Consider the following 14,404-nt stretch of genomic DNA (forward strand, 5'->3'; position numbering starts at 1 on the left):
TAATCTGAGGTCTGTCACGGTCCCGTTTATTTGATCAAGCGTAGACCATCACAGCGAACCCGCAGATTACGGGGCTTTGCGGATATAACGCAGCGTTGCCGTCACCGCCAGCTGACGGTTGCGGCGAATACTGTCCTCTTCACTGTCGTGGGGGGTAAACAGCGTGTGGAAGGTGTAGCGGTTGGAGACGTGATGCACACAAATACTGCTGAGCAGGCGGTGTACGTCCACGGTATCCAGGCCGTCGATAAAGATGCCCTGACGCTGGCCGCGGGACAGGATGTCATCCAGCAAATCGAGGGTACTTTTGTTCATCGCTTTGATGCGCTCCGACTGCATGATGTAACGCCCGCGCAGCAGGTTTTCTGTACACACCAGGCGCATAAAATCGGGATGCGTGACGTGATAGTCAAAACTGGCTTCCACCAGTTTGATCATCGCCTCTTCCGGCTCCAGCGTAGTAAGATTCAGGCCGGTTTCATGCTGGCGAATCGCCTGATACACCTGCTCCAGCACCTCAATATACAGCTTCTCTTTGTTGATGAAGTGATACACCACCATGCGCTTGGTAGTCTGTGCCAGTTCAGCAATCTGCTCCATTCGCGCGCCCTGCATACCGTATTCGGCGAAGGTTTGCAGCGCACCGGCGAGGATGCGTTTTTTCAACCCTTCCGGGTCATTTTTACGTTTGGGTGTGGTATCCGACATAGCGCTCAATAACGGTCAATCAAACAGGCATGGTAGCACAGCCGCCCGGGGCCTTTTGGCGCGACGAGCGGCGGCATGGCTTTATTCATTTCAGGAATAGCATTCCCGGATAAATCATAATGCTGGAATAAGCAACTGCGTATACTGCGCGTATCTGTCGATCACGGCAGCTTATTTTGACTCGCGTAATAATAACACTCAGGAAATAATTTATGCACACACGCTTTGGATCAGCCAAAAATAAATTGTTGTTAACTGTCGGCGCGTTACTGGTTGCCGGCAGCGTGGTCGCGCCGTTTTCAGTGGCGCAGGCGGCGGATAAAACCGCGGTGAAGGTCGGTATCATGAGCGGCGAGGACGAAGACGTCTGGCGTGAAGTAATAAAGCAGGCCGCCGCGAAAGGGCTGACGGTGAAAACCGTGATTTTCAATGATTATAATCAGCCCAACGAAGCGTTACAGAATGGTGAAGTGGATGCCAATGCCTTCCAGCATCAGCCGTTCCTGAATAATCAAATCAAGGTCAATCATTACGATATCGTGCGCGTCGGCGATACCGCCGTCTGGCCGATCGGTCTCTATTCGAAGAAAGTGAAAAGTGCCGCCGCTCTGAAAGACGGAGCGGTAATCGGCGTGCCTAACGATCCGTCGAACGAGGCGCGCGGTCTGGTGCTGCTGCAGCAACAGGGGCTGATCAAACTCAAACCGGGCGTCGGCATTGCCGCCACCACGGCCGACATCACTGACAATCCCCATCACCTGAAAATCAAAGAGCTGGATTCCGGCATCATTGGTCGCTCGGTGCCGGATCTTGATGCAGCAGTGGTCAATACCGACTGGGCGCTGAAAAGCGGCCTGACCGCGGCGGATCGTATCGCGCAGGAGCCGGTGAAAGACAATCCGTACAACAACTTTATCGCGGTGAAAAAAGAGAACGCCAGCGCCCCGTGGGTGAAAACCCTGGTGGCATCGTACCAGAACGATGCCGTCAAAACGGTGTTTGACAAGGTCTACAAAGGCACGGGCGAAACCGCCTGGTAAGGAACCCATCCATGACGCTATTTTCCGAGGCCACCGTGCCCCTGACCGCCGTGGCGCGCGGCGTGATCGAAGAGGCAACAGTACGCGAGCGCGTGGCGCAGCACAGCAACGTGGTGCGTTTGCAGGGCGTGTCGCGCCGTTTCGGCCAGACACAGGCGCTGCGCAATGTCTCACTGACGGTGCAAAAAGGCGAAATCCTTGGCCTGATCGGGCGCAGCGGCGCCGGAAAATCGACGCTGATTCGCTGTCTCAACGGGCTGGAGCAGCCTGATGAAGGCGTAATCGAGATTGAAGGGCGGCGTATTACCGGTCTGTCAGAGCAGCAGCTGCAGGCGGTGCGCAGTCGCGTCGGCATGGTGTTTCAGCACTTCAATCTGCTGTCGGCAAAAACCGTGGCGCAGAATGTGGCGCTGCCGCTGAAAATAGCTGGCATGGAAAAGGCACAGCGCAACCAGCGCGTAGCGGAACTGCTGGCGCTGGTGGGGTTGAGCGACAAGGCCGGACACTATCCGGCGGCGCTCTCCGGTGGACAAAAACAGCGCGTCGGCATTGCCCGCGCGCTGGCCGCCAGCCCGGCGCTGCTGCTGTGTGACGAAGCCACGTCGGCGCTCGATCCGGAAACCACCCGCTCGATTCTCGCGCTGCTGAAATCGCTCAATCAGCAGCTTGGTATCACCATTTTGCTGATCACGCATGAGATGGAGGTGATCAAATCCGTGGCGCATCGCGTGGCCGTTATCGATGCCGGGGAGATTGTCGAGCAGGGCCCGGTGTGGCAGGTGTTTGCCCATCCGCAATCCGCGCTGACGCGCACGCTGCTGCGCGGGCTGCTGCCGCAGCTGCCGGAAAATCTCGCAGCGCGGCTCAGCGAACAGCGTGAAGGTGAGGCGATCTATAGCGTTCACTTTGCTGGCGTGGCGGCGCAGGGGGATTTGCTGACGCAGTTTGCCAGCGCTCTGCCGGGTAAATTTCGCCTGCTGCAGGGGGGCATCGACCACATTCAGCACTACGCGGTAGTGCGTTTCTTTATTGCGCTCCCGGCTGCCAACGCGGCCGATGAGTATCAGGTTCTCAGCTGGCTGCGTGCGCAGCAGGCACAGGTGGAGTTGGTCGGTTATGTCGCCAGTGATGATTGATTTACTGCTCAACGCGTTGGGTGAAACGCTGCTGATGACGGCGGTGGCCGGCCTGTTTTCGCTGCTGGCCGGATTACCGCTGGGACTGATTCTGGTGACCACCAGCCCCGGCGGCATTGCTGAAAACCGGAGCATCAATCGTCTGCTGGGCGTAGTGATCAACGGCTTTCGCTCGCTGCCGTTCATTATTCTGCTGGTGGCGCTGATTCCCTTTACCCGTCTGCTGGTCGGCACCTCCCTGGGCACCTGGGCCGCAATTGTGCCGTTATCGATCACCGCTACGCCGTATTTTGCCCGGGTAGCGGAAGTTTCACTGCGCGATGTCGATCGCGGGCTGATTGATGCGGTGCGTGCCATGGGCGCCAGCAAATTACGTATTGTCTGGGAGGTGCTGATTCCTGAAGCGCTGCCGGGCATTCTTTCCGGTTTTGTCGTCACGCTGGTGGCGCTGATTGGCGCCTCGGCAATGGCGGGCGCCATCGGGGCGGGCGGTCTGGGCGATCTGGCAATTCGCTACGGTTATCAGCGTTTTGACACGGCGGTGATGGTGGCGGTGATCGCCGTACTGATCGTGCTGGTGTGCGGTATCCAGTGGCTCGGCGATCGGCTGGTGCAGCGCATTGACAGGCGGTAAACGGAATCTTTCCGTTTCCTCTGCGCGGGGCACATTTTCATGTCAGGCAGGTATTTTCAGCATAGTATTACGTACCTTCTGAAGAGTAGCCGATCGGCAACCTGAATATACTCTCCTTATCGCATCGCAAATATCCGTTCGGATCGTTAATTGCACGTTAAGGAGAGTTTTATGGAATTAACCGGTAACACCATTTTGATCACCGGCGGCGGTTCAGGCATAGGACGTGCTATGGCTGAAGCGCTTTTGGCTGCAGGTAATCAGGTTATTATTGCTGGCAGGCGAAAAGAGGTACTGGATGAAACTATCGCAGCCAATCCTGGCATGCACGCCATCGTAATGGATATGGATAGTCATGATGCAATTCTCAGCGGTGCGCAAACTGTCATTCAGCGCTGGCCGGCACTGAATGTGGTGATCCATAACGCCGGCATCATGCGCAGGGAAGATCTGAAAAGGGGTGACGTTACTGTGGCTGAAGCAGAAATCACCACCAATTTATTAGGGCCGATTCGCTTAACGGCTGCGCTAATTGAACATTTTCTGGCGCAACCCCACGCCGCTATTCTGACCGTTTCTTCCGGTCTCGCCTTTGTGCCCCTGTCGCTTACCCCTGCGTATTGTGCCACCAAAGCGGCAATTCACTCCTGGACGCAGAGTCTGCGCTATCAATTGCGTGATACCGCCATTCAGGTAACGGAACTGGTTCCGCCGCTGGTACAAACTGAATTAATGGGCAGGCAGCATGCAACGAATCCGGCAGCGATGCCGTTGGCTGAGTATATGCAGGAAACGCTGCAAATATTGCAGGAACAGCCGGACACTGCCGAGGTGCTGGTTGAAAGGGTTAAGCCTCAGCGCTTTGCCGCTCGCGGAGATTATACTGCCTTTTATCAGGCGTTTAACGATCGCCTCGCGGGGCAAAATAATTAAGCACTGATAGTGCAATATCCACTCACTACGTGGCGTTTTGTTGCTGTTGACGATGCTCTCGTGGAGAGCATCCCCACTCTTTTTTAAACGCGCGTCCAAATGCGCTTTCAGTATCATATCCGGCAGAAAATGAAATCTGCGAAATGGGTTCGCGCGAGCTTCTCAGGCGCTCCCCTGCCAGCAGCATTCGCCATCTCGACAGGTATCGCATCGGCGTCATCCCCACCCGGGATTTAAATTTTTTCGCGAATACCGTACGCGACATCCCCGTCCGATGGGCCAGTTCCTGCAACGTCCACGAGAACGCGGGATCGGCATGCATTAAATTAAGTGCGGCTTTGAGTTGAGGATCGCAAAGGGCAAATAGCCAGCCAATACGCTCTTCACCTTCCTGCTGAAGAAATACCCTGAGCGCCTGCACCAGCATAATCTGCACCAGTTGCTGCGAGAGTAAAACGCCGCCTGGCTGCGAAGTTTGTATCTCCTCTCTCAGACATTCCATCGCACTGCGCATAATGTTGGTTCCCGTGCCCTGCCTGACAGGAATGATCGCGGGCAGAGCCTGCAGCAGGATATCTGCCAGTGCGCTATCGAAGGTATATCGACCGCCGAGAATAAAAGCACCCTGATCGGGCGTGACCTGCGTCAGCGCGCCCGTTTCGCTGTCGGGCGGTACAAAAGGCTGTCTTTTCGCTGTGGGATGGGTGGCCAGACTAAAGGATTTGCCAGAGGTGAGAAATACACAGTCGCCGGTTTCCAGTAACAGAGGCTGCTGGTTTCCATCAACCGCTACCCAGCAGCAACCTTCCACAACACAGTAGCATTTGATGCCCTGATGAGGCGCAAACACCAGCGCGGTCTGTGCTTCCACTGGAAAACCGCCTGAGATAGCCCCCTGCAATCTGAGCAGAGTAAGCACTTCGGAAAGTGGATCCATAAAATTCCGTACGATCTGCATAAAATTACCTCGTTATAGCAGAGACCGTACCATTATTCATATTTTAATCTGCTTATCACCGGGACGTTTTTGTCCCAGACCATCGATAAGGGGATTGTAATGAATGTGTTCATAACAGGTGCAAGCGGGTTTATCGGTATGGCGCTCGCCGCTGAGCTGATTCAGGCCGGTCATCATGTCACCGGACTGGCTCGTTCGGAGCAGACTGTCCAGCGTCTTAATCGTATTGGCGCGGACGCGCACCGGGGCGAACTGAAGAATCTTCTGAGTCTGACCGTGGGTGCCCGCGCCGCTGACGCGGTGATCCACTGCGCTTATGACCACGCTTTTGCTCACCCACAGGACACGGCAATGCAGGAAACTCAGGCAATTGCAGCCTTGGGTAAGGGATTACTGGATTCGACGCGACCATTACTTATCACTTCAGTTGCTGCCATGGGCAGTCGTGCACCGGGTCAGCTTGCCAGCGAGGATTTTTACGACCCGTCGACGCAAAATCCGCGCAAATCGACTGAAATAGCAGCAGCCCAGGTCGCAGACAGTGGCGTCAATGTTTCCATCATCCGGTTGCCTCAAGTGCACAACGAGGTAAAACAGGGGTTCGTTTCAGCGTTAATCCAGCTGGCGCGAGAAAAAGGCGTTTCAGCCTATGTGGAAGAGGGAAACAATCAATGGGCTGCGGCGCATGTTGCTGATGTCGCCTCACTTTATCGGACAGTGCTTGAGAAAGCGCTGCCTGGCCAGCGTTACCATGCCGTTGCGGAACAGGGCATTTCATTGCGCAACATTGCCGAAGACATCGGAGCGGGCCTGGGTGTTCCTGTCGTGCAACTGACCCGCGAAGAAGCCAGTGCCCACTTTGGCTGGCTGGCGCTGTTCGTTACCATGGATATGCGTGCATCAGCAGAACTAACCCGGCAGCGTACCGGCTGGCAACCTTCGCATCCGGGTTTACTGCAGGATCTGGAACGCTACTTCAGATTAGCGTAAAACCATAGCGGCACAGCAGCATCCTTCGATACAGGTATCACGATGGTGAAGATTGAACACGCAGACCCGCGCTCGGCGGAATCACAGTGGCTGATTGAAAAACTCTCCGCAGAGCTTGCGGCTATCACTGGCGATGGCGGAAACAGCCGCGCCAGCGTTGACACCTTTCAGGGTGAAGGCGCGTTGTGGGTGATCGCGAGAGACGCGCAGGGCACGGCCGTCGGCTGCGGCGCGTTACGGCCGGTGGCTGCCGGGATCGCTGAACTGAAAAGGATGTTCTCCGACCGCAGTTTGCCGGGCATCGGCTGCGCCTTGCTCTGCGCTCTGGAAGCCGCGGCAAAAACCCTGGGATATCGTGAACTGTGTCTGGAAACCCGGCATGTTAATCAGCGCGCCGTGGATTTTTATATCAGGCAGGGTTACCGGCAGAGAGAAAATTACGGACCCTACCGCGGCCGGGAAGAGGCCATTTGCCTGGGCAAAACGTTATAAAATAAAAGGGTGGCTGACATCAGTCCGGCGGGTTTGATTTAGCGGCCCGTATCATCTTCCATCGCCCAGCAAACTCACCACAACAAAAAGCCCGCTCAGGTTTCCCTGAGCGGGCTTCTTAAAATCTGGCTCCTCTGACTGGACTCGAACCAGTGACATACGGATTAACAGTCCGCCGTTCTACCGACTGAACTACAGAGGAATCGTTGGAACGAGGCGAATATTAGCGATGCCGATCCCCGTTGTCAAAGCCCGATCGCACACTTCTGGTTTAAGTGCGCGTAAAAGCAGCGGATTGCTGCTTTTCTGCCTTGAATGGGCAGATTTCAAACTGCCAGCAAGATCTCACTTTAAACGCATTTCCTTTGAGATGTTAGATGCGTGTCAAAGTTTTGTTATTTGCCGATTTTAAAACAATCATTTCAGTGCTTTTATGATGAAAATTTCAAAAGAAGAATGGATGAAACAAATGAACTGCTTATCATCACGCCGGAAACGAGTTTTGTCCGCTCAATGCTTCTTGCGAAAGTAACATATTGATAAGGAAGATGTTGAAAAAAGGAGCAGCACGGTACCGATAGCGTCAGACCAGAAGCCTTACCTCTACGAACAGAAAAAAAACGCCAGCGACGTTGAGTGAATGTAAAAGATATTTTTCATTCGCGGACTCAGCCAACCTGAGCACGTTAACAAATAAGAAGGGTTACCTATGAAATTCAAAAAAGCGTTAGTGACTTCCCTGTTAGCTTGCATGTTACCTGCCGCTGTGATGGCAAAAGATATCCAGGTGGGCGTTTCTATGGCGCTGTTTGATGACAACTTCCTCACCATCCTGCGCACAGCCATGCAAAAAGAGATGCAAAAAGACAACGTGAAAGGCCAGGTGGAAGATGCCAAAGGCGACGTCTCTCAGCAGCTGCAGCAGGTACAAAACTTCATCGGCCAGGGCGTCGACGCCATCGTCGTTAACCCGGTCGATACTAACGCGGTGAAGCCGATCATGGATGCCGCGACCAAAGCCGGTATTCCACTGGTATTCGTCAACCGCAAACCGGCGGGTCAGCTGACCGACAAGATGGCGTACGTCGGCTCCGACTCTGAACTGGCGGGCCGTCTGCAGATGGAAGCACTGGCCAAAGCGATGAACGGCAAAGGCAACGTGGCGATCCTGATGGGCGACCTGGCGAACGAATCAACCCGTGACCGTACTAAAGGCGTCGAAGCGGTGGTCGCCAAATATCCGGGCATTAAGGTGGTACAGAAGCAAACCGCCAAGTTTACGCGTAACGATGCGGTAGACGTGGTGAGCAACTGGATGACCGCCGGTGACGATATCCAGGCCATTGCCTCAAACAACGATGAAATGGCGATTGGTGCGCTGCAGGCGCTGGGTAAAAACCCGAACCACATCCTGATTGCCGGCGTGGACGGTACGCCTGATGCGCTGCAAATGCTGAAGAATGGCAAAATGGTTGCCACCGTATTCCAGGATGCGAAAGGTCAGGGCGAAGGTGCCGTACAGACTGCGGTGAAACTGGCGAACGGCGAAAAAGTGGAAAAAATCATCAACATCCCTTACCAGCTGATCACCAAAGACAACATGGCGCAGTTCGAAAACCGTAACCAGAAATAATCGCTCCCCCTTAAGCCGTACGGAGGTGATGTATGACCGCTTTTGCGCTTGAAGCCGAAGGCATCAGCAAGTTCTTCCCCGGAGTGAAGGCACTCGACAATGTCTCACTGCGTATTAAGCCGGGGTCGGTACATGCCCTGATGGGTGAAAATGGCGCGGGCAAATCCACTTTAATGAAATGCCTTATCGGGATGTATCGTCCCGATAAGGGCACTATCCGCATTAAAGGGGAGCCAGTGCAGTTTCAGGACACCATGGACGCGCTGCGTTCCGGCATTTCCATGATTCACCAGGAGCTGAATCTGGTGCCTTACATGACCGTGGCGGAGAATATCTGGCTCGGTCGTGAACCGATGAAATACGGCTTTGTCGATCACGGCAAGCTCAACCAGCAGACGCAGGAACTGCTTAACAAGCTGAATATCCGTCTGAAAGCCGATCGGCTGGTCGGCGAGCTCAGCATTGCATCCCAGCAGATGGTGGAAATTGCCAAAGCGGTGTCGTGGAACTCCGACATCGTGATTATGGATGAACCGACCTCGGCGCTGACGGAAACTGAAGTGGCGCATCTGTTCACCATCATCCGCGACCTGCGTGCCCAGGGCAAAGCCATCATCTATATCAGCCATAAAATGGATGAAATTTTCGCCATCACCGATGAGATCAGCATCTTCCGCGACGGCACCTGGGTCGGCAGCAACAGCACCACCGCCTTTACCCGTCAGTCGCTGATCACTCAGATGGTGGGACGCGAACTGACGCAGCTGTTCCCTAAATTCAACAGCGCCATCGGCGAAGAAGTGCTGACGGTGCGCAACCTGACCTGCAAAGACCGCTTTACCGATGTCAGCTTCAGCGTGCGCAAAGGCGAAATCCTCGGCGTGGCCGGGCTGGTGGGTGCCGGACGCAGCGAGGTGATGGAGAGCCTGTTCGGCATGGAAAGCTTCGACAGCGGTGAAGTGCTGATTGATGGTGTGCCGGTGAAAATCGACTCGCCGTCGACGGCGATTGAGAAGGGCATGGCGTTTCTCACCGAAGACCGCAAAAAGTCCGGGCTATTTCTGGTGTTATCGGTGCTGGAGAACATGAGCATCGTCAATATGCCCGATTACATCGGCAAAAGCGGTTTCGTTAGCCACATGAAGATGGCGCAGGACTGCATGGAGCAGATCCGCAAACTCAATATTAAAACGCCGACCATGGATCAGATCATCAATAACCTCAGCGGCGGTAATCAGCAGAAGGTGCTGATTGCGCGCTGGCTGCTGGCGCAACCGAAGATTCTGATCCTCGATGAACCAACCCGCGGCATTGATGTTGGCGCCAAAGCCGAAATCTACCGCCTGATCAGTGAACTGGCTAACCGTGGCGTGGCCATCATCATGGTGTCCTCTGAGCTGCCGGAGATTCTCGGCATGAGCGACCGGGTGATGGTGATGCACGGCGGACGTATAACCGGCATCCTCGATAAAGAAGAGGCCGACCAGGAAACCATTTTGTCGTTGGCATCCGAGTGAGGCACGAGACCCCTATGAGTAACGTAAAAGTAACGGCCCCGCAGGCCACCGAACAGAGTTCTTTCTTCGGCAATCTGCGCCATAAACTGCCGAAAGACACCGGCATCTTTGTCGTGATGTTAGGTATTGCGCTGATTTTTGAAATAGCCGGCTGGTACGTGCGTGACCAGTCATTTTTGCTCAACACCAACCGTTTAGTGCTGATTGTGCTGCAGGTGGCGATCATTGGTATCATCGCCGTCGGCGTCACCCAGGTGATTATTACTACCGGTATCGACCTGTCGTCCGGTTCGGTTATCGCCCTGACGGCGGTGGTTGCCGCCAGCCTGGCGCAGACGTCTGACAGCCTGTCGCCGATGTATCCGTCGCTGGTCAATCTGCCTGCCGCCATCCCGATCGTCGCCGGCATCGGCGTCGGCCTGCTGTGCGGCGTGGTCAACGGCGTGCTCATCACTAAAACCGGTATTCCGCCGTTTATCGCCACGCTCGGTATGATGGTGTCGGCGCGCGGTCTGGCACAATATTATACTCAGGGTAACCCGATCAGCTTCCTGTCGGACGGCTTCACCTCCATCGGCCAGGGCGCGATGCCGGTGATTATCTTCCTGGTGGTCGCCTTCCTGTTCCACATCGCACTCAAACACACCCGCTACGGCAAATATGTCTATGCGATTGGCGGCAACATGACCTCCGCCAAAGTATCGGGCATCAACGTTAATAAATACCTGATCATCGTGTATACCATCGCCGGGGCGCTCTCGGGTCTGGCGGGGGTGGTGCTGGCGGCGCGCGTCAGCAGCGGCCAGTCGAGCATGGGCATGGCGTATGAACTCGACGCCATCGCCGCCGCAGTTATCGGTGGCAGCAGCCTGATGGGCGGCGTCGGGCGGATTACCGGCACGCTGATCGGCGCAGTAATCCTCGGTTTAATCAAAAGTGGCTTTACCTTTGTTGGCGTCGATGCCTACGTGCAGGACATCATCAAAGGGATGATCATCGTCGCAGCGGTTTCAATCGATATGCACCGCAACCGCAAAAAACGCTAACCCGTTCTGCTCCTCTCTTCCGGGAGAGGAGCAGGGTTAAGGCGGTAATTGCACGCTGCCGGGCTGCCGGCATCGTCAGACGCAATAAGTTTTCCCACTGATAGCCACCGCGCAATTTCTCTTTATTCTCCTTTCTGCCCCCGCAATCCGTGCATTTTCTGCCCGTTTTGCACCACAGCAGCACGCGCAGTCATCACTTTTTTGCACATCTGCCTCGCAAATGCTGCACCATCAGGGTGCGTCATCGCCAGCGGATAAACGTTATGGGTCATGTGCGGCACTTATTAACCCATTCGGGGTAATCAGAAACGCTTATTTTCCCGTTCGTTAGGAAAATTCTGGTCAGTGCCCGCCGGGTAAAGATCAAACCTGGCCTGCATATTGCAATTTCTTTGTCACAAGCCAGCAGGCTGAGAACTCATCATTTGGGCATTCGGGGATCCGTGACGGAGGCAATATGAACTTAAGACGACTGAAATACTTTGTAAAAATCGTCGATATCGGCAGCCTGACGCAGGCAGCAGAAGTCCTGCATATCGCACAACCTGCACTCAGCCAACAGGTGGCGACGCTGGAGAACGAACTCGACCAGCAGTTGCTGATCCGCACCAAGCGCGGCGTAACGCCAACCGAAGCCGGTAAAATTCTTTATGCTCACGCACGCACCATTCTGCGCCAGTGCGAACAGGCGCAGACAGCGGTGATCAACGCTGGCCAGGCGCTCAATGGTCAGGTATCGATTGGCCTCGCGCCGGGCACGGCGGCCTCTTCACTCACCATGCCGCTGCTGCAAACGGTGCGCGAGCAATATCCTGATGTGCTGGTTTATCTGCACGAGAACAGCGGCACTTCACTCAATGAGAAAGTGATGAATGGCCAGCTGGATATGGCCGTGCTGTACGATCGGGCGCCGACTGCCGGTATCAACAGCATTCCGCTGATGAAAGAGGAGCTGTATCTGGTAGGGGCGACGGCCTGTCCGGGTGCTACGGTGGATCTGGCTGACGTGGCGCAGATGAACCTGTTCCTGCCGCGTGACTACAGCGCAGTGCGCAAACGCGTGGACGAAGCGTTCTCGCTGCGTCGTCTGAGCGCGAAAATCATCGGTGAAATTGAGTCGATCTCAACCTTAACCGCGGCGGTGTCGAGCGGCATGGGCGTTACCGTACTGCCGGAATCGGCGGCACGCGCGCTGGTGAGTTCAACGCATGCGTGGATGGCACGCATTAACAGTCCATCGCTGAATCTGCCGCTGTCGCTGAACGTCTCAGCGCGCCTGCCGCTGTCGCCATCGGCGCAGGCGGTCAAAAATATTCTGCTGTCGCTGCTGAATAAGCCGATGGTGGAAGAGCGCGAGCTGATGTTAGTGGGGTGATAGAGAGAGGTTTTTCCCCTCACCCTAACCCTCTCCCGCCCGCGGGAGAGGGAACCGTCTGGCGCGGCCATCTATCCCGGCACGCCATCTCAATCTCGCGCGATCCGCTCTCTCCTCATGGGTGAGGGCGGCAAATCGCAGCACATTTACCCACACCTGCGCGCGATCCACTCCCTCTCCCTATGGGAGAGGGCCGGGGTGAGGGCAGCAAATCGCTTCACATTTATCCGCACCTGCGCGCGATCCACTCCCTCTCCCCATGGGAGAGGGCCGGGGTGAGGGCAGCAAATCGCATCACATTTATCCGCTCCTGCGCGCGATCCACTCCCTCTCCCCATGGGAGAGGGCCGGGGTGAGGGCGGCAAAGCGCCCCCATCCCCAACCTCACGCTTATTACTATTCCGCATAACACACCGTTTTTTATTATTTGTTGCAATCACACCAACTTCATAACATGGACGAAACAGGGGCAGGAAACAGGAGAAAAGGGTGTGAATTTCCAGCAACTTAAAATTATACGCGAAGCGGCCCGTTGCGAATTCAACCTGACAGAAGTCGCCAATACGTTGTTTACCTCACAATCGGGGGTGAGCCGGCATATTCGCGATCTGGAAGATGAACTGGGCGTGGAAATCTTCATTCGTCGTGGCAAGCGGCTGTTAGGCATGACCGAACCGGGCAAAGCGCTGCTGACCATTGCTGAACGCATCCTTGATGAGGCCGGCAAAGTGCGCCGGCTGGCGGATGTGTTTACCAATGAGACCAGCGGCGTGCTGACCATCGCCACCACGCACACCCAGGCGCGCTATAGCCTGCCGCGCGTCATCAAAGCGTTTCGCCAGCTCTATCCCAACGTGCGGCTGGAACTCAATCAGGGTTCACCGCAGGAAATAGTCGCCATGCTGCTGGCCGGTGAGGCCGATGTCGGCATCGCCTCGGAGCAACTGGTAAATAACACCAGCCTGGCGGCATTCCCGTGGTTCAGCTGGCACCACTCGCTGCTGGTGCCGCACGATCACGAGCTGCTGGCGAATCAGCCGGTCACGCTCGCCAGCCTCAGCCGCCATCCGCTGATCACCTATCGTCAGGGGATCACCGGTCGCTCGCGCGTGGACCGTGCATTCCAGGCTGCTGGCCTTCGCCCGGATATCGTGCTCAGCGCGCAGGATTCTGACGTGGTGAAAACCTATGTCGAACTCGGGCTGGGCGTCGGTATCCTCGCCGATCAGGCATGCGATATTTACGATGGCGAAGACCTGGTGAAGATCGATGCTCACCATCTGTTTGATGCCAACACCGTGTGGCTCGGACTGAAGCGCGGCCAGCTCCAGCGCAACTACGTCTGGCAGTTCCTTGAACTGTGTAACGCTAACCTGTCACTGGAAGAGATCAAACGGCAGGCGCTCTCTTACGAAACCGACGACGAACCCGCCATCGATTTCCAAATCTGAGTTTCCTCTCTGGCCCGGTGCGGGCCTTTTTTATTTGCTTCCGCAAACGGACGTGGCAAGCTGGCGGGCAGAACGCCTCTCAGGGAGAACAGAATGAATACGATATTGCGCGCCATGACCCTCGCGGACGCCGAAGCGGGTTATCGCCTGACTCAGCAACTGGGCTGGGCGCACCGCCGCGAAGACTGGCAGCAGCTCATCGCCCTGGGTGAAGGCGTGGTGGTTGAGGCGCAGGGCGACTATCTCGGCGGGGCGATTGGCTGGCGCTGGGGACCGGATGCCGCCACTATTGGTCTGGTGATTGTGAGCGAACAGGCGCGCGGACGCGGTATTGGCCGCCAGGTGATGCAGGCCATGCTGGAAAAATTCTCCGGCTGCAACGTGCGGCTGCACGCCACCGATATGGGGCAGGTGCTGTATGAGAAGCTCGGCTTCCAGGCCTGCGATCGCGTGGCGCAGCATCAGACGCGCGCGCTGGCGCAGCAGCCTGC

The 14,404-nt window shown here is 55.9% G+C and carries 15 protein-coding genes and 1 tRNA gene; 12 read left to right on the forward strand and 4 right to left on the reverse strand.

Annotated elements, in window-relative coordinates:
• Window positions 1-66: 66 nt before the first annotated feature.
• Window positions 67-708, reverse strand: a complete 642-nt coding sequence (locus tag ERD80_RS03540; RefSeq protein ID WP_021509768.1) for a TetR family transcriptional regulator — start codon at window positions 706-708, stop codon at window positions 67-69.
• Between the two features lie 212 nt (window positions 709-920).
• Here ERD80_RS03540 and ERD80_RS03545 point away from each other — a divergent pair, with 212 nt between their 5' ends.
• From ERD80_RS03545 to ERD80_RS03560, 4 genes are all read left to right on the forward strand, one after another.
• Complete coding sequence (locus ERD80_RS03545; protein WP_136545771.1) at window positions 921-1,748, forward strand: MetQ/NlpA family lipoprotein; 828 nt, start codon at window positions 921-923, stop codon at window positions 1,746-1,748.
• Between the two features lie 11 nt (window positions 1,749-1,759).
• Window positions 1,760-2,884 carry an ATP-binding cassette domain-containing protein gene (locus ERD80_RS03550; RefSeq protein WP_136545773.1) on the forward strand — a complete coding sequence of 375 codons (1,125 nt, stop codon included), beginning with the start codon at window positions 1,760-1,762 and terminating at the stop codon, window positions 2,882-2,884.
• Window positions 2,865-3,518, forward strand: a complete 654-nt coding sequence (locus ERD80_RS03555) for a methionine ABC transporter permease (RefSeq protein ID WP_058771108.1) — start codon at window positions 2,865-2,867, stop codon at window positions 3,516-3,518. Before ERD80_RS03550 ends, ERD80_RS03555 begins: the two co-directional genes overlap by 20 nt.
• Before the next feature lie 171 nt (window positions 3,519-3,689).
• Entirely contained in the window at window positions 3,690-4,451 is a 762-nt protein-coding gene (locus ERD80_RS03560; RefSeq protein ID WP_136545775.1) for an SDR family oxidoreductase, read from the forward strand.
• A gap of 25 nt (window positions 4,452-4,476) precedes the next feature.
• On the opposite strand, the gene ERD80_RS03565 is transcribed toward ERD80_RS03560, so the two are convergent.
• A complete protein-coding gene (locus tag ERD80_RS03565; RefSeq protein ID WP_168926249.1) occupies window positions 4,477-5,388 on the reverse strand; it encodes an AraC family transcriptional regulator in 912 nt (303 codons plus the stop codon).
• A 120-nt stretch (window positions 5,389-5,508) separates the two neighbouring features.
• On the opposite strand from ERD80_RS03565, the gene ERD80_RS03570 reads away from it, so the two are divergent.
• Together ERD80_RS03570 and ERD80_RS03575 are read left to right on the forward strand one after the other, a co-directional pair.
• Complete coding sequence (locus tag ERD80_RS03570; protein ID WP_136545780.1) at window positions 5,509-6,399, forward strand: SDR family oxidoreductase; 891 nt, start codon at window positions 5,509-5,511, stop codon at window positions 6,397-6,399.
• Window positions 6,400-6,441: 42 nt separating this feature from the next.
• Window positions 6,442-6,891: a GNAT family N-acetyltransferase gene (locus tag ERD80_RS03575; RefSeq protein WP_104189740.1), complete on the forward strand. Its 450-nt coding sequence runs from the start codon at window positions 6,442-6,444 to the stop codon at window positions 6,889-6,891.
• A 126-nt stretch (window positions 6,892-7,017) separates the two neighbouring features.
• On the opposite strand, the gene ERD80_RS03580 is transcribed toward ERD80_RS03575, so the two are convergent.
• Window positions 7,018-7,093 (reverse strand) — tRNA-Asn (locus tag ERD80_RS03580).
• A gap of 507 nt (window positions 7,094-7,600) precedes the next feature.
• Between ERD80_RS03580 and ERD80_RS03585 the strand changes: the two genes are divergently transcribed.
• Genes ERD80_RS03585 through ERD80_RS03595 form a run of 3 tightly spaced genes read left to right on the forward strand, consistent with a single transcriptional unit; the run spans window position 7,601 to window position 11,087 of the window.
• Window positions 7,601-8,524 (forward strand): sugar ABC transporter substrate-binding protein, encoded by a 924-nt coding sequence (locus tag ERD80_RS03585; protein WP_058757339.1) that lies wholly within the window; start codon window positions 7,601-7,603, stop codon window positions 8,522-8,524.
• Window positions 8,525-8,556: 32 nt separating this feature from the next.
• Window positions 8,557-10,041 (forward strand): sugar ABC transporter ATP-binding protein, encoded by a 1,485-nt coding sequence (locus ERD80_RS03590; RefSeq protein WP_021509786.1) that lies wholly within the window; start codon window positions 8,557-8,559, stop codon window positions 10,039-10,041.
• Window positions 10,042-10,055: 14 nt separating this feature from the next.
• The gene (locus tag ERD80_RS03595; RefSeq protein WP_058777949.1) at window positions 10,056-11,087 is read left to right on the forward strand and encodes an ABC transporter permease; all 1,032 of its coding nucleotides are present in this window, start codon (window positions 10,056-10,058) and stop codon (window positions 11,085-11,087) included.
• Between the two features lie 122 nt (window positions 11,088-11,209).
• On the opposite strand, the gene ERD80_RS22395 is transcribed toward ERD80_RS03595, so the two are convergent.
• Window positions 11,210-11,359, reverse strand: a complete 150-nt coding sequence (locus ERD80_RS22395; protein WP_155519939.1) for a hypothetical protein — start codon at window positions 11,357-11,359, stop codon at window positions 11,210-11,212.
• Window positions 11,360-11,544: 185 nt separating this feature from the next.
• Here ERD80_RS22395 and nac point away from each other — a divergent pair, with 185 nt between their 5' ends.
• The 3 genes from nac to ERD80_RS03610 form a co-directional block, all read left to right on the forward strand.
• A complete protein-coding gene (nac, locus tag ERD80_RS03600) occupies window positions 11,545-12,462 on the forward strand; it encodes a nitrogen assimilation transcriptional regulator NAC (protein WP_058757341.1) in 918 nt (305 codons plus the stop codon).
• A gap of 491 nt (window positions 12,463-12,953) precedes the next feature.
• Window positions 12,954-13,913: an HTH-type transcriptional regulator Cbl gene (cbl, locus tag ERD80_RS03605; RefSeq protein ID WP_021509789.1), complete on the forward strand. Its 960-nt coding sequence runs from the start codon at window positions 12,954-12,956 to the stop codon at window positions 13,911-13,913.
• A gap of 93 nt (window positions 13,914-14,006) precedes the next feature.
• Window positions 14,007-14,404 (forward strand): GNAT family N-acetyltransferase (locus tag ERD80_RS03610; RefSeq protein ID WP_248295818.1); only part of this gene is annotated, 398 nt, incomplete at its 3' end.

The organism is Pantoea sp. R102, from assembly GCF_004916815.1.
GTDB lineage: Bacteria > Pseudomonadota > Gammaproteobacteria > Enterobacterales > Enterobacteriaceae > Pantoea > Pantoea dispersa.